Source organism: Hyphomicrobiales bacterium, assembly GCA_039973685.1.
In the GTDB taxonomy this organism is placed as follows: domain Bacteria; phylum Pseudomonadota; class Alphaproteobacteria; order Rhizobiales; family JACESI01; genus JACESI01.
The window spans coordinates 1-26,588 of sequence record JBDWKL010000006.1; the positions used below are offsets into that span (position 1 = coordinate 1).

The window sequence follows — 26,588 nt, forward strand, 5'->3', positions numbered from 1 at the left end:
TGGTATCAAACCTTTGTTTGGCACCAATCCAATGGGCTTTGCATGGCCGCGCAAAGACAAGCCGCCTTTAGTCTTTGATCAAGCCTCAAGTGCTATGGCACGCGGAGAAATTCAAATTGCCGCCCGTGATGGCCATAGCGTACCAGAGACGGCTGGCATTGGGCCTGAGGGTGAAACGACCACAGACCCCAACGTAGTTTTACAAGGCGCACAACTTGGCTTTGGCGGCTACAAAGGTGCGTCTCTTGCCATGATGATTGAACTCTTAGCTGGCCCTCTTATCGGGGAGTTTTTAAGCTTTGAATCGCAGGAAGATGATGCAGGGCGCGGCGGCCCACCTAAAGGGGGCGAACTGATCATCGCAATTGATCCATCCAAGTTTGGTGATCTTGATACCGTCCTTGCTCACGGGGAAAAACTGTTTGCTGAAATTTTAGCGCAAGAAGGAACGCGCCTGCCGGGTGAACGCCGTTTTCAAATGCGCGAAAAGACACCAGACACAGGCTTCACCATTCCGCAAAGCCTGCATGATGAAATTTCATCACTGCTTGGATAAGTCCGCAATTAAGCCCTTGGCGAGAACCGCAACGATAGACAAGACATACCGCCATCCAATTTTGCCGCTTCAGAATTACCGATCTCGCGCACATTATATCCTTGTGCTTTGAGCTTGTCGGCAGTCTTCGGGAAACCAGCAGGCATAATCACTAGGTCATTAAAACGGATGGAGTTCGCGCAAGCTTCTTCGCCCTCTTCGACAAAAATAACATTGTAACCTTCAAAACAACCGCTTGCAGCAAGGCGCTTTGTTGAGAGGATGGTGTTTTCATCAAGCAGCGAGCAATCTGTTTTAAAGTGAAGCACCCCTTCAGGCGTCACCACTTCTCGAACACTGTATCCCCAATCAGCAACCAGTTCGGTAAGCTCTGCAACACCTGCTGCATCTGTTCTGGCTGAACGCCCAACCAAAACTTCCCGCTCCGTCACAAGAATATCGCCGCCTTCAATGAAACCTGGCCCTTTGATTTCGCGCACCTCTTTATAGAGCGCACGAATGGCTGGTGCGATCTCATTCACCTCACCCAAGCGGGTTGGCGCGCCGGGACGCATCAGCACCACACCTTCTTGAAAACAAAGCGCATCGTCTTCAATGAAAACACTATCTGGAAAAGCCTCTAGTGCTTCAAGCTCAACAACCTCAGCGCCTGTCGACTGCAAAAGCGCAACATAATCTGCGTGATGCTGCTCGAAAGCCGCAAGATCAGGTGTGCCCAAATCAACCGCCCGCAACCCGTCAATAATCGAGCGCGAAGGCTTACGCGTGATTGCATGAGAGAAAGTATAGGATTTGAAATTCATGTAATTAGCGCCAATTTTTGTTTTTCCGACGATAAGTGAGAGGCATACGACAATCAAGCAAAAGACTTGAGAAAACACGCTTTCAGGCACCTGAAACCGTTAGTGGTTTTGGGCTGTTTGTACTAAGATATTTGCATACTCATAAACTGGGAATTGAGTAGTAAAAGCACCGAACGATCATGGATTTGAGGGGATTGTTCAAAGGCTAATAGGGAGAAGGCAATATGAAGAAAAGAGTAGCGATAATCGGAGCGGGACCATCTGGCTTGGCACAACTTCGCGCATTTCAATCCGCGAAGGAAAATGGAGAAGACATTCCAGAAATTGTATGCTTCGAAAAGCAGAGTGATTGGGGTGGTCTTTGGAATTATACTTGGCGCACTGGTCTGGATGAATATGGTGAGCCTGTTCATGGTTCTATGTATCGCTACCTCTGGTCAAACGGCCCGAAAGAAGGCTTAGAGTTTGCTGACTATTCATTTGAAGAACATTTCGGCAAGCAGATTGCTTCTTACCCGCCACGCGCCGTATTGTTTGATTACATAAAAGGCCGCGTTGAAAAAGCAGGCGTGCGTGACTTGATCCGCTTTAGAACGCCTGTCCGCTCTGTCACCTATGATGATGCTAGCGGCAAGTTTACTGTTTTGTCTCACGATCTCGTCAAAAATGAAAAGTCGAGTGAAGAATTTGATCATGTGGTTGTGGCAAACGGTCACTTCTCAACACCAAATGTGCCAGAGTTTGATGGCCTAGAACGCTTCAATGGTCGTGTGCTTCACGCTCACGATTTCCGCGATGCTGTGGAATTTAAAGACAAGAACGTTCTCATCATCGGCACCAGCTATTCCGCTGAAGACATTGGCTCACAATGCTGGAAATATGGTGCGAAGACGATCACCGTTAGCCATCGCACGGCGGCCATGGGACATGACTGGCCGGAGAATTGGCAAGAAGTGCCACTGCTTCAAAAAGTGGAAGGCAACACCTGCACCTTTAAAGATGGCACGGTGAAAGACGTTGATGCGATCATTCTTTGCACAGGTTACCAACACCACTTCCCATTTATGGCGGACGACATAGCGCTGGTTACAGCCAACCGCTTGGCAACAGCCATGCTTTATAAGGGTGTTGCTTTCGTCAACAATCCGAAGCTTTTCTATATCGGCATGCAAGACCAGTGGTACACCTTCAACATGTTTGACGCCCAAGCATGGTGGGCGCGGGATGTGATGCTGGGCAAGATCGATTTGCCGGATACAGCCGCGATGAATGCAGACGTTAAAGACCGCGAAGATCGCGAAGATCAAAACGAAGATGATTACGCCTGCATCCGTTATCAAGGCGACTATGTTAAAGAGCTGATCGCTGAAACCGATTATCCAAGTTTCAATGTGGATGGCGCCAATGAAGCCTTCTTCCAATGGAAGAAAGACAAGAAAAAAGGCATCATGACTTTCCGCGATAATAGCTACCAGTCTGTGATTACTGGCAGCATGGCGCCAGTGCACCACACACCTTGGAAAGATGCGATGGATGACACCCTCGAATCTTACCTCCAAAACTAAGATCGATCAGGCGATGGCAAAGTTCATTTGCCATCGCCTACCCGCTGTGGATAGGCCAGATAGCATCAACTGCAAATGACCTTCACACCAGATAAAACGGGAGAAACAGCACCATGAAACTTCTCGTCTTCCAACACATTGCCCTTGAACACCCCGGTTCTTTACGTATCTACCTCAACGAAGATGGCATTGAATGGGACGCGGTGGAACTGGATGAGGGCGAACCCATTCCAACACTTGAAGACTATGATGCGCTTTGGGTTATGGGTGGCCCGATGGATGTTTGGGATGTGGTGGAACATCCGTGGTTGATTGATGAAAAACGCGCTATTCGCCATTGGGTGCGCGAACTTAAGCGCCCTTATCTCGGCCTTTGCCTTGGGCATCAGTTATTGGCCGATGCAATGGGCGGCACATGCGGCCCTGCCCGTCCGCCAGAGATTGGCATCTTAGATATTGAACTGACCGAGGCAGGCAAGAACGACCCTGTATTCGGCACACTTCCAACCAAACAAAAGTGTCTACAATGGCATTCTGTTGAAGTGGCACAAGCGCCTGATGATGCAGTGGTGCTCGCCTCTTCAAAAGCTTGCCCCATTCAAGCCATGCGCGTTGGCAACAATGCATGGTCGACACAATATCATATTGAACTTGAGGCAGACACAGTTCGAAACTGGGGAGATGTGCCAGCCTATGCTGCAGCGCTTGAGGCAAGCCTTGGACCGAGTGGTTTGACTGATATGGATAGTGCGGCAAGTGCCAATATGGCTGATTTTCAAAACACTTCGCGCGCGCTTTATCGCAATTTTATGAACGCCATCGCGAACGGATGAACAATGACGCATGAAGACGACCGCGAGCCGTTGGAACAATCAGGCCGAACCACTTTGACTGACGCGGAAATGGTGCAGGCAACGGCTGATTTTTATGAGGCGATGAAGACGCGACGCACCATACGCGATTTCGCCAAGCGCTCTGTGCCACGCACCATTATTGAAAACGCAATCAAGGCAGCAGGCACAGCCCCATCTGGCGCGAACCAGCAACCTTGGCATTTCGTCGCTGTCAGCAATGCCGATCTAAAAGCTAAGATCAGACACGCCGCCGAAGAAGAAGAACGCAAATTCTATGAGGGTGCAGCTGGGGACGAATGGCTTGAAGCGCTAAAGCCGATTGGAACAGACGCCAACAAACCACATCTTGAAGATGCGCCGTGGTTGATTGTCGTCTTCGCGCAAAAGTGGAGTATGGATGACAAAGGCGAGCGGGCGAAGAATTACTATGTGACAGAAAGTGTCGGCCTTGCTTGCGGGTTGTTACTGACAGCCCTTCATAAAGCAGGCCTTGCCACCCTCACCCACACGCCCAATCCGATGAAGTTTTTGACCAAGATTTTAGGGCGTGAGGCGAATGAAAAACCTTTGATGATTATTGCTGTTGGCCATGCATCTGACAATGCGACCATTCCAACGGCTGCAAAAATAAAAAAGCCGCTGGATGAAATTTTGACGGTGATTGACTGAAGAACACTCTCAAGAGCGCGGGCGTTCTTTCTTTGGGTCGTAATGCGGGAAGGCAGTAACCGTTGCAGGCAGCCGCTTCATGTGACCATCGAGCTTACCTATTTCCACCTCAGTACCGACCTCGCTGTGAACCACATCAACACGGGCGAGCGCAATATTCTTCTTCAAAACGGGTGAACGCATGGAGCTTGTTATTTCGCCAATTTGTGGGCGGCCAATGTGAATGCAATCGCCATTGCCAACCACCTCTTGGCTGTGAATTTCTAACCCGACCAACTTCTTTTGCGGATGGGCTTTGCGCTCAATCAATGCCGCTTTGCCGATGAAATCATCTTCCTTGGTTTTGAGCGGCACGGTAAAACCAATGCCTGCTTCAAACGGGTCGGTAGTGTCATCAAATTCATAGTCTTTGAAAATGAGACCTGCCTCTGTGCGCAACCAATCAAGCGCTTCAAGGCCAAGCGGCTTCATGCCGTGCGGTTCGCCTGCTTTCCAAAGCGCATCAAATACAGCTTCGCCATCGCGCGGATGACAGAAGACTTCATAGCCAAGTTCACCTGAATAACCTGTGCGCGAGACAACAACGGGCACGCCATCATAATGACCGATGCGGCCAACGGTGAAGCGGAACCAGTCGATCTCGTCGACTGCGGGGCGGGCGGGCGGTGTCCAGATCACTTCTTTCATGATCTCACGGCTTTTCGGCCCCTGCACCGCAACATTGTGCATTTGATCCGTTGAAGAGCGTACCCACGCTTTTAGTCCCAGCTTCTCCGCCTGTTCACGCATCCAAATGCCTGAAACATCAGAGCCACCAATCCAGCGGAAGTTATCGGGCGCGAGGCGATAGAGCGTACCATCGTCCACCATGCCGCCATGCTCATAACACATGGCGGTATAGACCACTTGGCCATCTGAAAGCTTACGGATGTTGCGGGTCAAACAGTAATTACAAAGCGCTTCAGCATCTGGCCCTGTCACTTCAAACTTGCGAAGCGGCGATAAGTCCATAATTACGGCACGTTCACGAGCGGCCCAATATTCTTCTGTAGGCCCCTCGTTGTTGAAGCGGTTTGGCAGCCAATATCCGTTATACTCTGTAAAGTCGCGGGTGTGTTTGGCGAAGGAGGAATGAAAGGCGGTTTGCTTGGTCAAAACCGCATCAGCTTCTGGTGTCATGCGAAAGGCCGTTGCTCGTTTAAAGGTTTCATCTGCGGCATAGACCCTGACGTGAATGTCGGTCGGGTTCCAGCCATTGGCTGCATCAATGTCGCAAGGACAGGAGGAGGCAACGCACACCAAATCAGTAAGCGCGCGCATCAACACATAGTCGCCTGGACGAGACCAAGGTTCATCGAAATAAATCTGGTTCGCGTCATCAATGCCGGTGTTATAAAAATAATTAAGCGCTTCCCAACCACGGCGGCTTTTCACCTCAAAAGGGTTCAACGCTTCATTGAAATTCTCCGAGCAATTGACGTGGCCCGGATATCCCATCTCGTCATAATATTTTGAATTACACGCGGTCATAAACACATCATGGCGACCACATGTGTCTTGGATCATTTCAACCAGCGGTTCCATTTCTTGATCAAATGTTTTGGCAGGTAGACCCGGTATAGGGTTGATCAAGCCAATCAACGAGCGGGTAACCGTTGCATCTAAGGCTTGTTCGTTTCCTGCGTCCAACTTGCGGCGCGAGAAGGCTTGGAAGTCAGAACATTGGCGCCCATCCACATCGATGATTTGGATATACTCACCTTCCTTGACCGTAAAGCTCTCAGCCGTTGCACAAGCAATGCGGATGTCCTGCACGGGATCAGCCAGCGGTTCTGGCAATGGGTGACTTTTGTTTTTACGTGCCTTTGTCCGGCGTACGAAAATTTCGATCGGTGTCACGGTATCTTGGGCATCAAAATCCATCACACCGCCAATGGCTGCAATAATCGCAACACCGTCGTGCTGCACCGTCAATTCAGCCTTGCTGCCAGCAGGCGATGCTTCACCGAACACGCGCACTGCTTTTGCGTCTTTGATGTCGATGTTACGCCGTTTTAAAGCTGCCAGCGCTTTGCCAGCACTCTCATCACCATTAGCAAGGATCGCTTTAAAGCCGTCTGCATTATTGTTTGGTTTTTCCCCAAGGACTGCCGCATCAAAACGGCCGTCTTTTCCAATGCCGATAATCTCGCAGGCTTGGCACCCCTCAAGGTCGATCACCTCGATCACATCATCCGCACCAACTTCGATGATGACAGAACCACCGCCTTCAGCGACATAACGCTCAACATTATCCGCCAGCGCACGAATGCCCGGATGGAGGATCAATGACGGTTTAGGTGCGACAATGTCTATTGGTGGCGCAATAATCATGGCAATGTCTCGGTATATCGAATATGTGCAGCCTATCCCAAATTGACGGCTAGTTCAATCAATTGGTATGCAATTGGGTGTGATTGGTTGGAAATGGCTCAATTAGGCAAAAACCGAACCGACAGCCTTTGAAAGTTTGCCAACAAGTTCATCGACATGCGTGTCATCCATGATGAAAGGTGGCGCGATTAAAACATGGTCGCCCATCTTGCCGTCTATTGTTCCGGCCATCGGATAACAGATCAACCCTTCTTGCATCGCGGCAGCTTTTAGGCGCGCTGCGATTTTTTGTTCTGGTCCAAACGGTGTTTTCGTTTCGCGGTCTTCAACAAACTCCACGCCCATAAACAAACCACGCCCACGAATGTCGCCAATGTTTGGGTGTTGACCAAACGCCTCCTCAAGTGAAGTTCGCAATGCAGCCCCTTTGGCCTTCACATTGCTCAACAAATCACGATCCATAATTTCGTTGAGCACAGCCAATGATGCGGCAGCGGCGGTTGAATGGCCGAGATAGGTATGGCCGTGTTGAAAGCTGCCAGAGCCTGATTGAATGGCATCGTGAATTTCGGCGGTGCATAGCATCGCACCAATCGGCTGGTAGCCAGCGCCGAGACCTTTTGCGATTGTCACGATATCTGGTGAAATGTCCTCTTGCTCGCAGGCAAACAACGTGCCCGTTCGCCCCATACCGCACATTACTTCATCAAGTATGAGCAACACACCATGGCGATCACAAATCTCGCGTACGCGCTTGAAATACCCCTCCACTGGCGGCACAGCGCCAGCGGTTGCACCAACAACGGTTTCAGCGACATAGGCCATCACAGTTTCAGGACCAAGGCGGTTTATTTCGTCTTCAAGTTCATTGGCAACACGCAGGCCATAATCAAGGTCACTCTCACCATCCAGCTTACCGCGATAGGCAAAACACGGCGCTATATGACTGACATCCATGAGCAGTGGATCAAACTGCTGACGCCGCGCCATGTTCCCACCCGTAGCAAGTGCGCCCAGTGTGTTGCCGTGATAGCTTTGCCGTCTTGCGATAATACGGCTTCGCTTTGGCTCACCCTTTTCAAGGAAATACTGACGCGCAAGTTTAAGCGCTGCTTCCACGGCCTCCGAACCACCAGAGACGAAATAAACACGGTCTATGCCTTGAGGTGCGAGGCTGATGAGTTTATCGGCCAAGGCTTCAGCTGGTTCAGATGTAAAGAAACCCGTATGGGCAAAAGCAAACTCATCGAGCTGGGCTTTGATAGCGTCTTTCACCACTTGATTGGAATGACCAAGGCAAGAGACCGCAGCTCCCCCACTACCATCGAAATAACGCTTACCGTTTTGGTCGATCAGATAGACCCCGTCCCCCTTCTTAGCGATGGGAAGAGCGGCGGCAGCGCTGTTTCTAGCAAAAACATGATCTGCCACCGAGAGTCTCCTTGTCCTAAAATGCAGGTACTGTTTGTCGGCGGCGTTGGAACGCAATCACAATGAACAGCAGGATAAGTGCAGGAATATAGAAAACTTCCTTCGCCCACCGTTCAGCTTTGGACTGCACTTCAGAAACCACCACCGGCTCGTCGCCATAAAAATCAAATGACTGGAAGGAGGTGAAGAACTTGGTGCCAGCCAAAGGTTCCTCAAGGATCGCCTTGCCGTCTTCAATTTTGACAAGCAGCCCCGCTTTTTTCAGGCGGTCAATACCATCACCTGATGGGCCAAGTTCTAAGAGAACTGTTTGGTTCCTGATTTTATCAAGGTCATCAAAATCTGGCCCACGAATGACCAATCTTAAATTACCATCCGCTGGTTCAGCTGCTGCAAGTTCGGCCACTTCAGCACCCGCTTTGATGTTATAAGGCGGCTGGACATAATCGAGCCAGAAGCCCGGTCTGAAGAGGGTAAAGGCAACAAGCAGAAGCAAGACCGATTCCCATATGCGGCTTTTTGCAAAGAAGTAGCCTTGGGTCGCGGCAGCAAACAGCATCATTGCTATGACACCGACAATGAAGATGAAGATTGCTTTTGCAAACGACACATCAATCAGCAGCAGCTCCGTATTGAAGATGAACAAGAACGGCAGCAAAGCTGTTCGAATGTCATAGGCGAAACCTTGAACACCTGTTTTTATCGGGTCGCCCTTTGAAATCGCAGCCGCCGCAAAAGCGGCAAGCCCGACAGGTGGCGTGTCATCTGCCAAAATGCCGAAATAAAACACGAAGAGGTGAACCGCGACCAAGGGCACGATCAAACCAGATTGCGCCCCAACGGCCACAATAACCGGCGCCATCAAGGATGACACAACGATATAGTTTGCCGTTGTTGGAAGCCCCATACCGAGAATCAAGCTCATCACAGCAACCAGCATCAACATCGCGATAAGATTGCCACCTGATAAGAACTCAACGAATTCTCCCACCACTTGGTGAGCGCCTGTAAGTGAGACAGTGCCAACGATAACGCCAGCCGCACCTGTAGCAACCGCAATACCGATCATATTGCGGGCGCCAGCGATCATACCATCGAAGAAATCATGCCAACCCTCTTTAAGGCCAACCATCAAAGCCCCTTCACCACGGAACATCCGTTTCAACGGTTTTTGGGTGAAGACGATGAAAATCATCGCTATTGTTGCCCAGTAAGCAGACAAAGTTGGCGACAGGCGTTCAATCAAAATGCACCAGATCAAAATTACGATTGGCAATAAGTAATGATAACCCGTAACCGCAACTTCGCCGGGGCGGGATAGTTTTGTCATTGGCGCGTCGGGGTCATCGATTGCAAGATCTGGATGACGAGCGGCTCGCGATAGCAAGAACAGATAAGCGCCAACAAACAAGGTGACCGCAGACCAAAAGCCCATGCCAGGAAAAGCTGTTTTGATCCAGCCAAGCCCATAGTAGACGATGCCTGCTAGAACCGTCATAGCGATAAACCCAAACAGAACACCTGTAAGGCGTTGCGCAAAACTGCCAAGCGGTGTTGGGCGCTCCATGCCTTTAAGGCCAAGCTTCAAAGCTTCTAAGTGCACGATGTACACAAGTGCGATGTACGAGATGATCGCAGGCAAGAAAGCATGTTTGATCAACTCTGGATAAGAGACGCCTGTAAATTCTGAAATCAAGAACGCAGCCGCACCCATAACTGGCGGCGTGAGCTGGCCATTGGTTGAAGAGGCCACTTCCACAGCACCTGCTTTTTCAGGTGAGAAGCCTGTTCGCTTCATAAGAGGAATGGTGAAGGTTCCCGTGGTCACCACATTAGCAATTGAAGAGCCTGAATAAAGACCGGATAACGCTGATGCGACAACCGCCGCTTTTGCAGGGCCACCACGCAGGTGACCAAGCAGCGCGAAGGCAACCTTGATGAAGTAATTGCCAGCACCCGCTTTCTCAAGCAGTGAGCCAAACAACACGAATAAGAAAATCATGGAGGCAGACACACCAAGCGCGACACCAAAAACGCCTTCTGTCTGCATAAAGAAGTGCCACATCGCTTTGCCGTATGAAGCACCCTTCCACTGGATGGCTTCCGGCATAAAGTCGTAATGACCGAAGAACACATAAAAGACGAAGACACTGGCGACCAAGACGAGCGCAAGGCCAAGTGCACGATATACTGCGATACCAAGGGTAACCATGCCGATGGTGGACATCACCAAATCACCTGTCGTCGGCAATCCGGCGCGTCCGGCAATATCGTTTTTGAAATAGAGAAGATAAAGACAGGCAGCGGCCCCTAAGATGGCCAAACCCCAGTCATAAATGGGAACCCGATCGCGCGGGCTCGATTTGAATAATGGATAGGCAAGCATCGCCAAGGTTAAGCCAAAGGCAAGGTGAACCTGACGGGCTTCTTGGTTATTGAACACAACGTTGATGCCGAGGTTTTCTGTTAGGAAAAATGGAATGCTAGAGGCGATGTAAATGTGAAACACCGACCATACAAAAGCGATGCCTATGATGATCTTTCCAGCAAGACCGACCGCATTACGCGCGCCGCTTTCGGTTTCTGCAACCAATTGATCCGCGTCGACTACCTTGTTATCCGCACTCATTATTCAATGCCCCATATCAAAATCAAATACTTAAAAGAAAAACGGCCCGGATTACTCCGAGCCGTTGAAATTGCAGCTTATTGCCAGCCGCGTTCTTTGTAGTATTTCGCAGCACCTGGGTGGATCGGAGCGGAAAGACCGTCTGCGATCATTTCACTTTCTTTCAGGTTTGCGAAAGCGGGGTGAAGTTTCTTGAAATCTTCAAAATTATCGAAGACTGCTTTTACAACTGTGTAAACAACCTCGTCTGAAACATCGGCAGACGATACGAATGTTGCACCAACACCAAATGTGGTTGTTTCAGCATCACTCCCTCTATACATGCCACCTGGAATAGTCGCGACACGGTAGTAAGGATTGTCATTGACAAGCTTGTCGATTGGTCCGCCATTCACTGACACAAGTTCAACATCACATGTTGTCGCTGCTTCTGTTACAGCGGCAGCTGGGTGGCCAATTGTGTAGATCATTGCGTCGATCTTACCATCACAAAGCGCCTGCGCCATTTCAGAGCCTTTAAGCTCGGAAGCAAGAGCAAAGTCGCTCATTGTCATGCCGAAGCCTTCCATCACAACTTCAGTCGTTGCGCGTTGGCCTGAACCAGGGTTGCCGACATTGACTTTTTTGCCCTTAAGATCAGCAAAACCGCTAATGCCTGCGCCTTTGCGACTGACCAAAGTGAATGGCTCTGGGTGCACAGAAAAGACCGCGCGAAGGTTTTCGAACTTGCCTTGAGCTTCAAATTTCGATGTGCCGTTAAAGGCGTGGAATTGCCAATCTGATTGGGCAACGCCGAATTCTAGCTCACCAGCGCGGACCGTATTGATGTTGTAAACGGAACCACCTGTGGATTCGACTGAACAACGGATGCCATGTTCTTTGCGCTTTTTGTTGACCAGACGACAGATAGCCCCACCTGTTGGATAGTAAACTCCCGTAACGCCGCCTGTACCAATTGAAATAAACTGTTGATCTGCAGCAAGTGCACCACTTGTCGCGAACACTGCTCCCATAGCAAGCGCACTAATAGTCGCTTTATAATTCATTTTATTTCCTCCCAGAAAAATGTACAAAGCGGATTTTATTTCCGCTGGTTATTAGCTAAGCAAATAAAATCACATATTGTAAACCCTTCGTGATCAAACATTTTTACCTTGTCTGGTCATGGATTTATTGAAACGATGGTCTTACGGTAGGTGCAACTTTGAGGGCACTTCGTGAGAAAATATTTTACATTTTTAACTTTCTTGACCATTGTTAGTTTCATGACAAATTCAGCGCTTGCCACAGATAAGACCACAGATAAAATCGTCATCGCCCATCGTGGGGCATCGGGTTATTTGCCTGAGCATACATTAGCTGCGAAAGCGCTCGCCCATGGCATGAATGCTGACTATCTCGAGCAGGATGTGGTGTTGACAAAAGACGGCGTACCCGTCGTTTTGCATGATCATTATCTCGATACGGTGACAGATGTTGCCAAGCAATTTCCTGACCGCAAACGCGATGATGGGCGTTATTATGCGATTGATTTCACCCTTGCAGAAATCAAAAGCCTCGTCGCTTTCGAGCGGATTAGTTTGAAGACTGGAAAACAAGTTTTTCCAAATCGCTTTCCAAGTGGAACCTCCACTTTTCGCGTGCCGACCTTGGATGAAGAATTAGAATTTATTGCAGGGCTTAACAAATCTACGGGTAAATCGATTGGCATCTACCCTGAAATCAAGGCACCAGCTTTTCACCGTGCCGAGGGTCAAGACATTTCCAAAATTGTCCTTGAGACACTCGCCAAGCATGGCTATGCGACGAAAGATGATCCTTTTTATCTGCAGTGTTTTGATTGGAACGAGAACCAACGCATTCGCAACACGCTTGGTTTTAAAGGCAAGCTTATTCAGTTGATCGCACCGAACTCATGGGGTGAAAGTCCGAATGTTGATTTTGATTATCTGCGCACGGCCGAAGGTTTGGCCGAAGTCGCAAAGATCGCTGAAGGAATTGGCCCATGGATTCCGCACATAATCAACAAATCTGGCGTTCAAGGCTCCCTCGTTAAAAGAGCTCATAAAGTCGGCTTAGACGTGCATCCTTACACTTTACGAGCCGACGCGCTTCCCGCTTGGGCAGAAAGCTATGATGACGTGATGCAGCGGATTGTCATCGAGGCCGGTGCCGACGGTATCTTCACAGACCATACTGATCTTGCCGTGAAGTTTTTGGCGAACAAATCACAGTAAATCGTCGTCACTTTGACCCGATTTGATTAGTGATCCAACTTTCGACATTTCACTATCACCCACCATTTTAAGGAAATTATTCATGAGTGAATTCAAACCGAGCAGACGCAATTTGTTTCAAGCAGCAGGCGTTGTTGCGGCAGCAGGTGCGACGGCGACGACTGGATTTGTGCAACCTGTTTTAGCAGATAGCCACCCAAGCATCCCTTCACGCCCATTTGCGAATAAGATTGCGGTTGGCAAATTAGCAGTCACCACATTCTTTGATGGCGCGTTGCAGCTTCCTGGCCCCCACCCAATTTTTGGTCAAAATGTTGAAGCAGCAGAAGTGAAAGCTTTGGCTGAAGCAAACTTTTTGCCAGGCGATAAAATGGAAATCGGGTTTACGCCGACCCTCGTGCAAGATGGCACCAACACCATTTTGTTTGATACAGGTAATGGCGAAATCACAAAACGCCGCCCAGCTGCTGGCAACCTTGTCGCTCACATGGCACTTCTTGGAATTAAGCCAGAAGATGTGACACATGTTGTCATCACCCACATGCACCCAGACCATATTGGTGGTTTGATGGAAGACGGCGCTCCGACTTTCCCAAATGCTGCTTATGTAACGAGTGCTGCTGAATATGATTTTTGGACGCCAGAAAGCCGCTTGTCTGGTGGCACTGAACGGGTCGCGAAATTGGTGAATGCCAATGTTAAACCGCTGGCTGAAAAATTCACATTCGTAAAACCAGGCGACACCATCGCACCTGGCATTACAGCGCTTGATGCCGCAGGCCACACACCAGGCCACATGGGTATTCACCTTGAAAGCGAAGGCGAGCGTTTGGTACTAATCGGCGATGCAGCAAACCATTATGTGGTTTCACTCCAGCGCCCAGATTGGCACGTGCGTTTTGATATGGACAAAGAAAAAGCTGCCGCCACACGCAAAAGCCTGCTTGGCATGATTGCAGCTGATAAAATTCCATTCATCGGCTACCACATGCCATTCCCATCTGTCGGCTATCTAAGCGCGAAAGATCAAGGCTTCCAATATCAAGCAGCCAGCTATCAGCTTAACCTCAAAAAAGGCTAGAGCCTCTTAGACAGCGAAGAGCTGGCCGGCGCTTATGCGCCGCCCGCTTCTAACGTTAATGGGAAAGCGAAGACCGTTAGGTCGGCGGCGTGAATTTAAAAATTAAGCCACGCGCCAATACAAATCAAAACCGGGGTCGAACAGGGTAACTGGTCCGGCTCCGGTTTCTATTTTTTCAGGGTATGAAACTGGCGTGTCACCTTTCACCAAAGTGATGGTATCGCTGTTTATTGGCAAGCCATAATAGGCAGGGCCATTGAGCGATGAGAACGCTTCAAGATTTTCTAACTTGCCGTCTTCTTCAAACACATGAGCCAAACAAGACATGGTGTTGGTCGCGGTGAAAATACCAGCACAACCACAAGCATGCTCTTTAAGGTCATCCGTATGTGGCGCGGAATCTGTGCCAAGCACAAAACGGCTATCGCCACTGGTTGCGGCTTCACGCAAAGCCAGACGATGGCTTTCGCGCTTAGCAACCGGCAGACAGTAATAATGCGGCTTGATGCCACCTACCAACATATGATTGCGGTTGATGATGAGGTGGTGCGTGGTGATGGTGCACGCGAGGTTCTCATCATGCGCATTCACATAATCAATACCGTTTGACGTTGTGACATGCTCCATCATGACTTTGAGGTTCGGCACGCGTTGACGGAGAGGGTCGAGGACGCGGTCAATGAAAACGGCTTCACGGTCAAAGATATCGATATCGTTGTCCGTGACCTCGCCATGCACACACATAATCACGCCTGCTTCCGCCAAGCGCTCTAAAATTGGTACCACTTTGTCAAAATTACGCACACCCGATTGCGAGTTCGTCGTCGCGCCTGCAGGGTATAATTTTACCGAGCGGATCAAGCCTTCTTCATAGGCTGAGACCACGTCATCTGCATCTGTCTCTTCCGTCAAATAAAGCGTCATGAGCGGTTGAAAGCTCATGTCACTTGGGAGTGCTGCCATAATCCGATCACGATAAGCACGCGCATGATCGCTTGTGATCACGGGTGGCACTAGGTTCGGCATGATGATCGCACGAGCAAAATCTTTTGCTGTATGGGGGAGGACGCCTTCAAGCATCGCGCCATCGCGCAAGTGCAGGTGCCAATCATCTGGCCGTTTGATTGTCAGTTCCATGATTGATCCTATTCAGCAGCGGGCTTTAACAGCGCATCATTTTCAAATTGTAGTTTAGCAAGGCGGGCATAAAGACCACCTTTTTTCACGAGGCTCGCATGAGTACCTTCTTCAACAATCTGGCCCTTATCCATAACAAGGATGCGGTCCGCCTTTAAGATTGTCGCCAAGCGGTGAGCAATGACCAATGTTGTGCGCCCTTCCATCAAATCATCGAGGGCTGCTTGCACATGCGCTTCGCTTTCAGCATCAAGCGCACTGGTTGCTTCGTCAAGTAACAAGATTGGTGCATCGCGCAAAATCGCGCGGGCAATAGCAAGGCGTTGAATTTGGCCGCCAGATAATGTCACACCGCGTTCGCCGACGAGAGCTTGATATTGATCTTTCATCCCATCAATAAACTCATCAGCACGCGCAGCTTTTGCCGCTTGTTTGATCATCTGCGGGGTCAAGGCTTCTGCTTTTTTACCCGTTACACCAAAAGCAATATTACCTTCAATATCGCCGTTAAAAATGACAGGGTCTTGCGGGACCAAAGCAAAGAGTGAGCGAAGGGCGTCTGGGTCGGTTTCATTGACATTAACGCCGCCGATTCCAATCGAGCCATTGCTTGGGTCATAAAACCGCGTGAGCAGTTGGAAGAGCGTGCTCTTTCCCGCCCCAGAAGGGCCAACCACCGCGACAGTTTCCCCCTGCTTGATTGATAACGACAACCCGCCCAAAATCTCAGCTTCTGGTGAGGCAGGATAGGCGAAGGTGACATTGTTAAAAGAGATGTCTCCTGCTTGGATCGGTTTTGGGTTTTCCGGTGCAATGATGGCTGGATTTTCCGCAATCAATTCCATCAACCGTTCTGTCGCACCCGCCGTTTGTTGAAGCTCGCCCCAGACCTCAGACAATGACCCGAGCGCACCTGCTGCAAACACAGCATAAAGCAAGAACTGGAGTAAGAATTCAGGAGCAAGCGTACCCTCAGCAATTGAGCGAGCGCCTACCCACAAAATACCAATAATGCTGCTAAAGACGATGAAAATGAGAAAAAGGGTCAGCAAGGCGCGGGCTTTAACCGCTGATTTTGCCGCTTCAAAACTTTGATCAACCACAGACGCAAATTTACCGCGAACACGGTCTGTTGCCGTAAGACTTTGAATGGTGCGCACAGCGCCAACCATCTCAGTTGCATAGGCCGACGCGTCAGCAAGCTTATCCTGCGCCTCGCGCGAGCGGCGCCGCACCAACCGACCAAAGGCTACCAACGGCACAACAATCAACGGAATGGCGAAAATGATGAGGCTTGAAAGCGACAAGGATGTCACTGCCATCATAATGATCGCGCCAACAAACAATAAAATATTACGAAGGGCCACAGAAGCCGTAGACCCAACCGCAGATTTAATCTGGGTTGTGTCCGCTGTAAGGCGTGAGACAACCTCGCCCGTGCGGGCTTGATCGAAATAGGCTGAATCATATTTCAGCACAGACGCAAAAACATCTTTGCGCAATTGGGCGACCGTATGCTCACCAATTTTCGTAACGAAATAATATCTCGCCGCACTGGCAAATGCCAAAATAACAACCACACCAATCATCGCCATGAAATAATAATCGATGGTTTCAATATCAGTGTCTGAAAACCCATTGCCCACAACCCGTCTTAACGCGATGGGAACAACCAATGTGGCCCCAGAGGCCGCCAGCAGCGAGATCAATGCACAGAAAACAAGACCCTTATTGCCGAAGATATAAGGAGCCAACAAACGCAAAGGTTTGACGGAGCGCCGCGCCTTCTCATTATCAGCTTTTTCGGACCTATTTTTATTGTGTGTTTGGGAGGTCTGCATAACTTACTTTATTCAGGAAGAATTTTACCCGTTTTAAAGGAGCAAGGCCCTAAATTGCAATAGGACTTGTGCTATTGCTCACTTCAGATTATAGAACCGCAACGGAATAGTACGATGCAACCGGATTGGACGAGGCCCGCCCCACCAATTCACGGTTTTTGAAAGAGAAAACGATGAAAAAAGATCTACACCCAGACTATCACATGATCAAAGTGGTCATGAACGATGGCTCTACATATGAGACACGTTCAACTTGGGGTTCTGAAGGCGACACAATGACGCTTGATATTGACCCAACAACGCACCCAGCTTGGACTGGTGGCGGCACACAGCTTCTCGATCGCGGTGGTCGCGTATCACGCTTTAAAGACCGCTACAAAGGCATTCTCGGCAACTAATTTAGCCAGACGCTTTACGATTTTCAAAAACCCAGCCTTTGTGCTGGGTTTTTTATTGCGCTTCTCGCTGACGCTTCATCTCACGATGGCGAACATATAGCCCTGCGGCCACAATCATGAAAGCGCCCGTAATGGTCCAAAAGTCCGGCACTTCATTGAATAAGAAATAGCCAATCAGAGCGGCCCAAACCATGCTCGCATAAAGGAGGGGTGCAAGTAACGAGGCTGCGGCATAGGAAAACGCAAAGATCAGCAACAATTGCCCCAAGCCACCTATTGCGCCCATTACCAACAAGATTGGTAGATCAGATGTCGCTGGTATCGTCCAAAAGAACGGCACAACAAATGTGGCACCTATAGCGCCTGCAACGCCGGTGTAAATGAAAGTGGTCCACACATGATCCGTGTTTCCCAAAAAGCGGGTTGCGATCGAATATGTTGCAAAGAAAAAAGCACCGCCCAACGGTAATAATACCGACCAACCAAGCCCGCTAAATCCGGGACGTAAAATGATCAATGCGCCGATCAGCCCAAAGAACACGCCGAGCCACCTATAGGGCCCAACTTTTTCAGCCAACACAAAAGCAGCCAATCCCGTGATGATAAGAGGAACAACCTGAGCAACCGCGATTACATCAACCATTGCCATAACCGCAAAGCCTGAAAAGAAGCAGCAGGTTGCGCCAAACAATAAAATTGACCGGATGATTTGAAGGCCTAATTTGTTGGTCTTGCCATAAATATGCAAGGTTGGCGCAAAGATCATCAGGGTAAATATAGCCTGCGATAAGTACCGCGTCCAAACCACAAAAAACGGATCGTAACGCTGGCCCATGATCTTGGCCATTGTGTCCATCACCGCAAAACACAACGTTGTTCCGATAATGCACAACATGCCCTTTTGCGCAGCAGGTAACTTATGCCACGCTGAACGAATGTGCATTGAATATCCAATCTTGCCGAATTTTATGCTTACACAACCCTTTCATAATAAGAATCTAGCAGCAAGCCGAATGTTGCAGCCCTCATCAAATGAGAAATAAACACTGTTGCAGTTTTCACCGTTTTGCTTTTGATTGATGGCAAAACAAGCAACGGTATTTAATTACCTTTTATCAGTTTAGGGCCGGACTTTTGATATTTGATCGAGACCAATTAAATGAAGAAACCGACCTTAATAGTATTTTGAGTTCCATCGCGCTTTTTGAAGATTTGACCGATGAAAATATTGCGGTCATCGCCGAAAATGTAACCCGGCAAACCGTTGAACGCGATGAACTATTGATGCGGAAGGGCGACCCGGCGGATTCCTTTTTCGTTGTAACCCGTGGGCGGTTTGAGGTGAGTAATGTCAATACAGTTTTCGCCGAAGTTTCCTCTGGTGAGCTCATCGGTGAGATCGCATTTTTTGCTGGTAGCCAACGGATTGCTAATGTGAAAGCCACAAGGAGTGGTGAGGTGATCCGTTTTGACAAAGAAACTTACGATAAGCTCACGGCACAAATGCCGGACTTGCCGCAAGCAATCATCGCTTCACTCGCGCGGCGCGTTGCCAATACCCTTAATAAATCAGCTAAATCCAAGACTTCGAAAGCGGGACGGATCGTCGCATTAATGGCTAACCGTGATGGCGCTATGCCTGATAATGTGATCGAAAAAATTGGCGAGTACGTTACCGCAAAAGGTGATTGGGATCTTGTGATGAGCAACGAAACAAACCTCGATATGAGTTGCGTTTCCAACACCGATCTTTCGCGCTGGCTTGAAGAACGGGACGGCGCCGCTGCCAATACATTGCTATTATGTCGCAATCCTATTTCTAACAATTGTTGGGCAGAGGCCGTTTCAGAAAACAGTGACCAGATTTTTCTCGTCGGCGAAAACCACCTTGCTGACAGCGGACCTGTAAAGCTTTCTACTTTTGAAAAAATCATCTTTGCAACACGCGAAAATCGCGACCTGCAATTGCTTTTGTGGCGAGAAGATAAGGCAGATCGCACACGTCTTACTAAAAACTGGCTTAAAGACCGGCACGTAAAACTTCACCATCAAGTAGCCCTGAATTCCACAGCAGACCTTGGCCGAATTGCAGGCTTTATCCAAGGCAAAGCGCACGACATTATTTTTTAATACCGCGCCCGCTTTACCTACCATCCGCCGTGGGTATCATCACTTGATTGGCCTTTGTGGAGGTTGGTTTCTTTGTCACCATCCCCTCCCTTCTTAGAAAAAGCCTCGCGGATACGATCTGGTATTTCAGGGGCGACACTTTCTTCGTCTTCTTCTAAGCCAAAATCCATCTCGGACAATTCAACCGGCGCCATGATAACGCGGCCAGGTTCCATGCGGGTAAAGGCAACTTTGTCTTCCTTTGCAACCGCTTTGACCTTGTGGACGACGGTGCGCCAAATTGTGTAAAAAATCATCACAGCATGAGCAAAGAGCGTCACCATGAACAAGCCTCGTTCGCCAACAACATCCATGATAGAGCCTGCAATCACTGGCCCTGCGATGGCGCCTGCGCCAAACATCATCAAAAGGCTGCTTGAAGTCTGAACATATTTGTCTGGCGGCGCGTGGTCGTTAGCGTGGGCCATGACGACCGGAGGCAGCGAATAAACCGCACCTCCGAAAATAGCGCCAGCGGCCACCACCACGTAAAAATTGAAATCTGAGGTAATCAGAAAAAAGACATCAACAACAACCGCTGTCGCAGCAATTCCTATTAAGACAAGACGGCGGTCAAATTTATCGGAGAGGTATCCGATTGGTATTTGCACCAAGGCACCCGCCAAAATCGCGGCACTCATGAAGGTTGCAATGGCGGCAACACCAAGGCCAACCTTTTGCCCAAAAACCGCTGCCAGCGTTCCGAATGCTCCGTTGGAAACACCAATCAACACCACAGCCACCACGGCAATCGGCGAGTTCTTCCATGTTTGCGGCAAGTCGAAAGACACTTTGCGCAACGGACGCGGTTTTGTGGCCGCTGATAATGCAGGTGGCACAATGGCCAATGTGTAAAAGATTGCCGCGATCAGGAAAAAAGCCACGCCACCCGTGTCACCTGTCACAAGGAACATTTGTCCTGCTGTCGTCGCGCCCAAATTGACCATTGTGTAAATGCCGAACACGCGACCGCGCGTCCCACGGCTGGTGCGCTCATTTATCCATGCTTCCACAATCATGGCAGCACCAGCAAAACAAAAACCTGCCGCTGCCCGCAGTGGTATCCACGCGATTGGATGAACCAGCAGTACCGTTAAAATGACAGCCATTGTTGCAAGGGCCGCCATCACCGCGAAAATTCGGATATGACCAACACGCGCCACCAAATGCGGCACATAGATAGAGCCCGTGATGAAGCCAATGGCCCAACTGGTACCAAGCAGACCAAGCGAGAATGTGGAAAATCCTTCTGCCGATCCACGGATTGGAACCACAAGCGAATTCATTCCGCCCGCAAACATCAAAAAGGCGTAACCCGTCATAAGGGCGAGAAGCGGCGTAAAATCGCTGGCGGTTAATTTATCGTCTTTATATGACATTCGCTTGCCCCCAAGCAGGTCAAAATAAGTTAGGCATTCACGAAAACTCTTAGACCCTGAACGAAGAGCCGCCACTCAAATAGATTTCCAGCATTGATCTTATCATTGGCACAAACGGATTTCTTAGCAATCAAATTCATCGCCAAACCTATAAAATTATGGTCCAAAGCAAAATGCTCGGAACAAGTCCGAGCATTTCAGTTTCAAAATAGGTTTGTTAAAACCGCCTATTCAGCAGGTTCAGATTTCTCAACCTTATCAAGTGGCATGTAAAGCTCACCGCCAACGCGGAACTTCTCAGCCATTGCTTCCATGCCTTCTTTTTGCGCTTCAGCACGAATGTCGTGCGAGATGCGCATTGAACAGAATTTCGGACCACACATAGAGCAGAAGTGAGCCACTTTGTGTGCGTCTTTTGGCAAGGTTGCATCGTGGAAATCACGCGCTGTTTCTGGATCGAGCGCCAGATTGAACTGATCTTCCCAACGGAACTCAAAGCGTGCCCGTGAAATTGCATCATCGCGGATTTGCGAGGCTGGATGGCCTTTCGCAAGGTCTGCTGCGTGGGCTGCAATCTTATAAGTGATCACGCCCGTTTTTACATCGTCACGGTCTGGTAGGCCGAGGTGCTCTTTAGGCGTTACATAACAAAGCATCGCCGTACCAAACCAACCAATCATCGCAGCACCAATGCCAGATGTGATATGATCATAGCCCGGTGCAATATCCGTTGTGAGGGGCCCAAGCGTGTAGAATGGGGCTTCTTTACAAACCTCAAGCTGCTTGGTCATGTTCTCTTTGATCTTGTGCATTGGCACGTGGCCAGGGCCTTCGATCATCACCTGACAATCTTTTTCCCATGCAATGTGAGTAAGCTCACCAAGCGTTTCAAGTTCAGCAAATTGTGCTTCATCGTTGGCATCGGCAATCGAGCCAGGGCGAAGACCATCACCGAGTGAGAACGTCACATCATAAGCGCGCATAATGTCGCAAATCTCTGAGAAGTGCTCATACAAGAAGCTCTCTTTATGGTGGTGCAAGCACCATTTTGCCATGATAGAGCCGCCACGAGACACAATGCCTGTTACACGGTTCACCGTCATTGGGATGTAGTGAAGGCGCACACCAGCGTGGATGGTGAAGTAGTCGACACCCTGCTCACACTGTTCAATCAACGTATCGCGATAAACTTCCCATGTGAGGTCTTCAGCAATGCCGTTCACTTTTTCAAGCGCTTGATAAATTGGCACGGTGCCGATTGGTGAGGCTGAGTTGCGAATGATCCATTCGCGAATGTTATGGATGTTGCGACCTGTTGAAAGGTCCATCACATTGTCAGCGCCCCAACGGGTTGCCCAAACCATTTTATCAACTTCTTCTTCCATGGAAGAGGTGACAGCTGAGTTACCAATATTGGCATTGATCTTGACCAAGAAGTTGCGGCCAATGATCATCGGCTCCACTTCTGGGTGATTGATGTTTGCAGGGATCACAGCACGACCGCGCGCGACTTCATCACGAACGAATTCTGGTGTGATGTAATCTGGAATTTCAGCACCAAAGCTTTCGCCATCACGCACCAAATCTTCTTTAGCCGCTTCACGACCAAGATTTTCACGGATTGCAATATATTCCATCTCGCGGGTGATGATGCCAGCGCGTGCATAAGCAAGCTGGGTTACAGCTTTTCCATCTTTGGAAACGAACGGCTGGTTGCGCACTGGAAATTCTTGGGTGAGTTTATCACCAGAAGCAAAGCCATTGTCTTCTGGTTTAATGTGACGTCCCTCATATCGCTCACAATCGCCCATCGCTTCAACCCATGTTTCACGGGTGCGGGGCAGGCCTTTTGCAATATCGATCTCAACATTTGTGTCGGAGTATGGACCAGACGAATCATAAACCGTTACATTCGGCTCACCAGCGGTTGGGTGGACCTGAATTTCACGCATAGGCACTTTAATATCGGGATAAAGCGTACCTGACTTATAAACTTTTTGGGAAGCTGGCAGCGGGCCAGAGGTAACGGTTGGTGTCAGCGCGTTCATAGCTTTTCTCCATAGCAAATCGCTCTAAAGATCCAAAATTAACTGGTTTTACTAGGGAAATGGAGCGTTCAAGCAATCCTGCTTTTACTCACCTTCCCTACGCCAATGTTAACTGGATCAGGTTCTATGGGTCAGTTGCGCTTTTTCGAGACCAACAATCTCACGTGTAGCAACCTCTCAGTCCCTTGTCAGGACACCCCCGGTAGTGGCACACCATAACGACTAATCTACTTTATTTGCAAGAGCTGTTTGGTAATGAGCGAAAATTCCAGAAAGAAAGCAATTCTGCTGTTGATGAACGATGTGGATGCGGCATTTTTCGCAAAACTCATCAAGAGCGTCAGCCCTGATGTCAGCGCACTTCATATGAGAACCATCCCAGAGTTGGATGAATTCACCCAAAAAGCTGATGCGGATATGCGGCTGATCTCATTTTGCACCGGCGATATCGTGCCAGCACGCGTGATTGAACGGCTTAATGGAAATTGTTTCAATTTTCATCCAGGCCCTCCAGACCGCCCAGGCTACATGCCTGCTCCCTATGCATTGAGAGATGAAGCGAAAACGTACGGTGTTACGTTTCACTTTATGAAGCCGAAGGTAGACACGGGCGCCATTATTGAAGCTGTTCGCTTTGATGTGCCAGAAGAAAAAACGCAAGAAGCGCTGGAGCTTGCCGCCTATAAAACATTATTGAAATTGGTCATTGAACGGATCAAGCAGCTCGCTGATGTGAATTTCGTTTTTACACCATCAGGCGACCAGTGGTCTGGGTACAAAACCACACGCAAAGACCTTGATGCCCTGCTTGCGAAGCAAAACGCTTCTTAAACAGGGAATAACGCAAGTGGGATTAACGCAGGCCCTTGCAAAAGGAGTCTAATTATTATCGAAATAGATGTCTAAGTGCGGCTGGTTTCTTTTTGCATAGGTGAATGCAAAGCTACTCTGCTGCTTAAGAGTTAGTTTGCAATGCTTTAAAACTTGGCATTTTAATAAGGATTTGTTTCATGAAAATTAGAAGCCCAGTATTGGTTTTTCTTGGCGATGCACCCGATCAGCTTGCAGCGAAAGTGGCGCAAGGAATGGTTGATTGGCGCCCTGAAAATGTTGTTGGCCAATATCGTATGGATGGCTGCAAAGCTGATCTTGGCATTAAAGACATGACGATCACTGACGGTATATCAGCGGGCGCTCGCACGCTTGTAATTGGTGTTGCCAATCGCGGTGGTGTTATTTCTGATGAATGGGTTGCCGTTTTAATGGAAGCGTTAGAAGCAGGCATGGACATTGCTGCAGGCCTTCATAATAAACTCAGCGATATTCCTGAACTCAAAGCAAAAGCTGACAGCCTTGGCCGCCTTTTGTTTGATGTGCGCCACCCAACCCACACACCGCCAATTGCTGATGGCAAAAAACGCGAAGGCAAACGCCTGCTTGCAGTCGGCACAGATTGTTCTTGCGGTAAAATGTACACAGCCCTCGCCTTCGAAAAAGAAATGCAAGAACGTGGCATGAAATCGACTTTCCGTGCGACCGGACAAACGGGCATTTTGATCACAGGTGCTGGCATTTCAATTGATGCTGTTGTGTCAGACTTCCTTGCCGGTGCCGTTGAAGAATTGGCTCCTGCTAATGATGCTGACCACTGGGATATTATTGAAGGCCAAGGCTCTGTTTATCACCCGTCCTATTCAGGCGTAACAACGGGCCTCATCCACGGCTCGCAAGCTGACGCGCTTATCATCTGCCATGAACCAACCCGCACCCACATGCGCGGTCTGCCTCATTATACATTGCCAAGTATTGAAGATACGATGGAAACCGTCTTGCGCTTTGCAACACGCACCAATCCAGACGTCAAATTTGTTGGCATCTGCGTCAATACGAAGGTTCTCAATGATGATGAAGCTGAAAAATGTCTCGCAGACATTGAAGCAAAATATGGTTTGCCTACAGTTGACCCAGTGAGAACAGGTGTGGGGCGAATTATCGACGCGCTTTAAAACCACGATCACTTTCTAAAGAGCAGATAAAAAACAAATTGCCATCAACCGCAATAGCGGATTTGATGGCTTTGTTTTTTCGTGACTAAAATCTCTTTACCTAAATTGATTGGGACCCTGTTTATGCCACTCCACTTTCTCGCTCCTGTCTTGCTCGGGCTTTTGTTTACAAACACCGGGCAAGCAGCCGAAAAATGCGGGGCGCATAAAGATAGCTTATGCAATGTTCCGCTCGGCTCCTATTACGCGGTGGAGCCTGAAAGCGTGGACAATGGAAAACGTCCCGCTGTCATTTTCTTTCATGGCGGTGGCGGTTGGGGTGCGCGTATTTTCAAACTCCGCGCTAAAATGACAGAAACATTCACCAAACGCGGCTATGTGGTGCTTGCACCCAATGGCAAGAAACGGCCTGGCAGTCGCTTTGGTCCAGGTTGGGCCTTCATCCCGCAATTTGAACCACACCGAGATGATGCAGGCTTCACGCGGGAAATGTTGGATGACGCTGAAAAGCGCTTCAACATTGATCGCGACCGCGTCTTAATGACGGGGTATTCGATTGGTGGTTCCAACGTCTCTTATCTTGCGTGCCGCGACCCAGAAATCGCGGCAGCCTTTGCTCCCGTCGCAGGTGGATTTTGGCGTCCACACCCTGAAGACTGCGCTGGCCCTGTGAAGCTCTTGCACACCCATGGTTGGCGCGATCAAACTGTGCCACTAGAAGGGCGCCCCCTTGGGGAAACACCCAATGGCCGCGTTGAACAAGGTGATATTTACCGCACCTTAAACCAGTGGCGCGTTGAAAATGATTGTGTAAAATATCGGCCAGATAAATTCGTAACCGACGGCCCTTTTTGGCGTCGAATATGGACACATTGTGCAGAAGGATCTGCTTTAGAATTTGCCCTTCATCCTGGAGGCCATGAAGTGCCTGATGGATGGGCCGAACTCGCCCTTGATTGGTTTGAACGCACCCTTAAAAAGGATAAAAAGTAATGATGAAACTTTGGCAAAACCCCGCCTCCCCTTTTGTAAACAAAACCCGCATCGTCATTCAGGAATGCGGTCTTGCTGACAAAATCGAATTGATCGAGATTGTGGTCGCACCGGGGAACCCAAACCGAGAATTTGGCGAACAAAACCCGCTTCGTATGATCCCAACACTTGTTTTGGAGGACGGCACGAAGCTCTATGATAGCTTGAATATTTGCGATTATCTCATCCGTTTATCTGGCAACCAAACCATGCTGCCAACATCCGGTGATGAGCGCACCAATGTGTTGCAAGTTCATGCCGTGTGCAATGGAGTAACAGAGCGCGCGGTTGCAACCCGCTATGAAACTTTTGCGCGGCCTGAAGAATATCGTTGGCCTGCAATGATTGATGACAATATGGACCGGATAGAGAACGGCCTT

22 protein-coding genes and 1 riboswitch are annotated in these 26,588 nt (G+C 49.2%); of the genes, 12 read left to right on the forward strand and 10 right to left on the reverse strand.

Annotated elements, in window-relative coordinates; translation table 11 throughout:
- Positions 1 to 556, forward strand: a 556-nt coding sequence (locus ABJO30_01110) for an Ldh family oxidoreductase (protein MEP3231406.1), incomplete at its 5' end; no start/stop codon positions are given.
- A gap of 8 nt (positions 557 to 564) precedes the next feature.
- On the opposite strand, the gene ABJO30_01115 is transcribed toward ABJO30_01110, so the two are convergent.
- Positions 565 to 1,359: an arginine deiminase family protein gene (locus ABJO30_01115; GenBank protein MEP3231407.1), complete on the reverse strand. Its 795-nt coding sequence runs from the start codon at positions 1,357 to 1,359 to the stop codon at positions 565 to 567.
- Between the two features lie 224 nt (positions 1,360 to 1,583).
- Here ABJO30_01115 and ABJO30_01120 point away from each other — a divergent pair, with 224 nt between their 5' ends.
- The 3 genes from ABJO30_01120 (at position 1,584) to ABJO30_01130 (ending at position 4,447) form a co-directional block, all read left to right on the forward strand.
- Entirely contained in the window at positions 1,584 to 2,924 is a 1,341-nt protein-coding gene (locus tag ABJO30_01120) for an NAD(P)/FAD-dependent oxidoreductase (protein ID MEP3231408.1), read from the forward strand.
- A 113-nt stretch (positions 2,925 to 3,037) separates the two neighbouring features.
- The gene (locus ABJO30_01125) at positions 3,038 to 3,757 is read left to right on the forward strand and encodes a type 1 glutamine amidotransferase (protein MEP3231409.1); all 720 of its coding nucleotides are present in this window, start codon (positions 3,038 to 3,040) and stop codon (positions 3,755 to 3,757) included.
- 3 nt (positions 3,758 to 3,760) lie between these two features.
- Positions 3,761 to 4,447 (forward strand): nitroreductase family protein, encoded by a 687-nt coding sequence (locus tag ABJO30_01130; GenBank protein MEP3231410.1) that lies wholly within the window; start codon positions 3,761 to 3,763, stop codon positions 4,445 to 4,447.
- A gap of 9 nt (positions 4,448 to 4,456) precedes the next feature.
- Here ABJO30_01130 and ABJO30_01135 read toward each other — a convergent pair whose 3' ends face one another.
- From ABJO30_01135 to ABJO30_01150, 4 genes are all read right to left on the reverse strand, one after another.
- Complete coding sequence (locus tag ABJO30_01135) at positions 4,457 to 6,820, reverse strand: DUF1989 domain-containing protein (GenBank protein ID MEP3231411.1); 2,364 nt, start codon at positions 6,818 to 6,820, stop codon at positions 4,457 to 4,459.
- A gap of 102 nt (positions 6,821 to 6,922) precedes the next feature.
- Positions 6,923 to 8,251 (reverse strand): aspartate aminotransferase family protein, encoded by a 1,329-nt coding sequence (locus ABJO30_01140; GenBank protein MEP3231412.1) that lies wholly within the window; start codon positions 8,249 to 8,251, stop codon positions 6,923 to 6,925.
- Between the two features lie 16 nt (positions 8,252 to 8,267).
- A complete protein-coding gene (locus ABJO30_01145; protein ID MEP3231413.1) occupies positions 8,268 to 10,880 on the reverse strand; it encodes a TRAP transporter permease in 2,613 nt (870 codons plus the stop codon).
- A gap of 77 nt (positions 10,881 to 10,957) precedes the next feature.
- Entirely contained in the window at positions 10,958 to 11,926 is a 969-nt protein-coding gene (locus tag ABJO30_01150; GenBank protein ID MEP3231414.1) for a TAXI family TRAP transporter solute-binding subunit, read from the reverse strand.
- 171 nt (positions 11,927 to 12,097) lie between these two features.
- Between ABJO30_01150 and glpQ the strand changes: the two genes are divergently transcribed.
- Positions 12,098 to 13,117, forward strand: coding sequence for a glycerophosphodiester phosphodiesterase (gene glpQ / locus ABJO30_01155; protein MEP3231415.1), 1,020 nt, complete (start codon positions 12,098 to 12,100; stop codon positions 13,115 to 13,117).
- 82 nt (positions 13,118 to 13,199) lie between these two features.
- A complete protein-coding gene (locus ABJO30_01160) occupies positions 13,200 to 14,198 on the forward strand; it encodes an MBL fold metallo-hydrolase (GenBank protein MEP3231416.1) in 999 nt (332 codons plus the stop codon).
- 102 nt (positions 14,199 to 14,300) lie between these two features.
- On the opposite strand, the gene pyrC is transcribed toward ABJO30_01160, so the two are convergent.
- Both pyrC and ABJO30_01170 read right to left on the reverse strand, forming a co-directional pair.
- Complete coding sequence (gene pyrC / locus ABJO30_01165) at positions 14,301 to 15,338, reverse strand: dihydroorotase (GenBank protein ID MEP3231417.1); 1,038 nt, start codon at positions 15,336 to 15,338, stop codon at positions 14,301 to 14,303.
- A gap of 5 nt (positions 15,339 to 15,343) precedes the next feature.
- Positions 15,344 to 17,176, reverse strand: coding sequence for an ABC transporter transmembrane domain-containing protein (locus ABJO30_01170; protein MEP3231418.1), 1,833 nt, complete (start codon positions 17,174 to 17,176; stop codon positions 15,344 to 15,346).
- 173 nt (positions 17,177 to 17,349) lie between these two features.
- Between ABJO30_01170 and rpmE the strand changes: the two genes are divergently transcribed.
- Positions 17,350 to 17,574 carry a 50S ribosomal protein L31 gene (gene rpmE / locus ABJO30_01175; protein ID MEP3231419.1) on the forward strand — a complete coding sequence of 75 codons (225 nt, stop codon included), beginning with the start codon at positions 17,350 to 17,352 and terminating at the stop codon, positions 17,572 to 17,574.
- 52 nt (positions 17,575 to 17,626) lie between these two features.
- On the opposite strand, the gene ABJO30_01180 is transcribed toward rpmE, so the two are convergent.
- Entirely contained in the window at positions 17,627 to 18,517 is an 891-nt protein-coding gene (locus ABJO30_01180) for a DMT family transporter (GenBank protein MEP3231420.1), read from the reverse strand.
- Positions 18,518 to 18,708: 191 nt separating this feature from the next.
- Here ABJO30_01180 and ABJO30_01185 point away from each other — a divergent pair, with 191 nt between their 5' ends.
- Entirely contained in the window at positions 18,709 to 19,704 is a 996-nt protein-coding gene (locus ABJO30_01185) for a cyclic nucleotide-binding domain-containing protein (GenBank protein ID MEP3231421.1), read from the forward strand.
- Between the two features lie 17 nt (positions 19,705 to 19,721).
- Here the strand turns inward: ABJO30_01185 and ABJO30_01190 are convergent, their stop codons facing one another.
- Together ABJO30_01190 and thiC are read right to left on the reverse strand one after the other, a co-directional pair.
- Entirely contained in the window at positions 19,722 to 21,122 is a 1,401-nt protein-coding gene (locus ABJO30_01190) for an MFS transporter (GenBank protein ID MEP3231422.1), read from the reverse strand.
- A 227-nt stretch (positions 21,123 to 21,349) separates the two neighbouring features.
- Positions 21,350 to 23,170, reverse strand: a complete 1,821-nt coding sequence (thiC, locus tag ABJO30_01195) for a phosphomethylpyrimidine synthase ThiC (protein ID MEP3231423.1) — start codon at positions 23,168 to 23,170, stop codon at positions 21,350 to 21,352.
- 76 nt (positions 23,171 to 23,246) lie between these two features.
- A riboswitch (TPP riboswitch) is annotated at positions 23,247 to 23,381 on the reverse strand.
- A 44-nt stretch (positions 23,382 to 23,425) separates the two neighbouring features.
- Between thiC and ABJO30_01200 the strand changes: the two genes are divergently transcribed.
- The 4 genes from ABJO30_01200 to ABJO30_01215 form a co-directional block, all read left to right on the forward strand.
- Positions 23,426 to 24,001: a formyltransferase family protein gene (locus ABJO30_01200; GenBank protein MEP3231424.1), complete on the forward strand. Its 576-nt coding sequence runs from the start codon at positions 23,426 to 23,428 to the stop codon at positions 23,999 to 24,001.
- A gap of 179 nt (positions 24,002 to 24,180) precedes the next feature.
- Positions 24,181 to 25,176 (forward strand): N-acetyltransferase DgcN, encoded by a 996-nt coding sequence (gene dgcN, locus ABJO30_01205; GenBank protein MEP3231425.1) that lies wholly within the window; start codon positions 24,181 to 24,183, stop codon positions 25,174 to 25,176.
- 123 nt (positions 25,177 to 25,299) lie between these two features.
- Positions 25,300 to 26,169 carry a dienelactone hydrolase family protein gene (locus ABJO30_01210; protein MEP3231426.1) on the forward strand — a complete coding sequence of 290 codons (870 nt, stop codon included), beginning with the start codon at positions 25,300 to 25,302 and terminating at the stop codon, positions 26,167 to 26,169.
- Positions 26,169 to 26,588, forward strand: a 420-nt coding sequence (locus ABJO30_01215; protein MEP3231427.1) for a glutathione S-transferase family protein, incomplete at its 3' end; no start/stop codon positions are given. The genes ABJO30_01210 and ABJO30_01215, both read left to right, overlap by 1 nt.

What these genes read in the sequence shown, in the direction of transcription:
- ABJO30_01115 (MEP3231407.1), bottom strand. Translation starts at nt 1,359, where the DNA reads ATGAATTTCAAATCCTATACTTTCTCTCATGCAATCACGCGTAAGCCT.
- ABJO30_01120 (MEP3231408.1), top strand. Translation starts at nt 1,584, where the DNA reads ATGAAGAAAAGAGTAGCGATAATCGGAGCGGGACCATCTGGCTTGGCA.
- ABJO30_01125 (MEP3231409.1), top strand. Translation starts at nt 3,038, where the DNA reads ATGAAACTTCTCGTCTTCCAACACATTGCCCTTGAACACCCCGGTTCT.
- ABJO30_01130 (MEP3231410.1), top strand. Translation starts at nt 3,761, where the DNA reads ATGACGCATGAAGACGACCGCGAGCCGTTGGAACAATCAGGCCGAACC.
- ABJO30_01135 (MEP3231411.1), bottom strand. Translation starts at nt 6,820, where the DNA reads ATGATTATTGCGCCACCAATAGACATTGTCGCACCTAAACCGTCATTG.
- ABJO30_01145 (MEP3231413.1), bottom strand. Translation starts at nt 10,880, where the DNA reads ATGAGTGCGGATAACAAGGTAGTCGACGCGGATCAATTGGTTGCAGAA.
- ABJO30_01150 (MEP3231414.1), bottom strand. Translation starts at nt 11,926, where the DNA reads ATGAATTATAAAGCGACTATTAGTGCGCTTGCTATGGGAGCAGTGTTC.
- ABJO30_01160 (MEP3231416.1), top strand. Translation starts at nt 13,200, where the DNA reads ATGAGTGAATTCAAACCGAGCAGACGCAATTTGTTTCAAGCAGCAGGC.
- ABJO30_01170 (MEP3231418.1), bottom strand. Translation starts at nt 17,176, where the DNA reads ATGCAGACCTCCCAAACACACAATAAAAATAGGTCCGAAAAAGCTGAT.
- rpmE (MEP3231419.1), top strand. Translation starts at nt 17,350, where the DNA reads ATGAAAAAAGATCTACACCCAGACTATCACATGATCAAAGTGGTCATG.
- ABJO30_01180 (MEP3231420.1), bottom strand. Translation starts at nt 18,517, where the DNA reads ATGCACATTCGTTCAGCGTGGCATAAGTTACCTGCTGCGCAAAAGGGC.
- ABJO30_01190 (MEP3231422.1), bottom strand. Translation starts at nt 21,122, where the DNA reads ATGTCATATAAAGACGATAAATTAACCGCCAGCGATTTTACGCCGCTT.
- thiC (MEP3231423.1), bottom strand. Translation starts at nt 23,170, where the DNA reads ATGAACGCGCTGACACCAACCGTTACCTCTGGCCCGCTGCCAGCTTCC.
- ABJO30_01200 (MEP3231424.1), top strand. Translation starts at nt 23,426, where the DNA reads ATGAGCGAAAATTCCAGAAAGAAAGCAATTCTGCTGTTGATGAACGAT.
- dgcN (MEP3231425.1), top strand. Translation starts at nt 24,181, where the DNA reads ATGAAAATTAGAAGCCCAGTATTGGTTTTTCTTGGCGATGCACCCGAT.
- ABJO30_01210 (MEP3231426.1), top strand. Translation starts at nt 25,300, where the DNA reads ATGCCACTCCACTTTCTCGCTCCTGTCTTGCTCGGGCTTTTGTTTACA.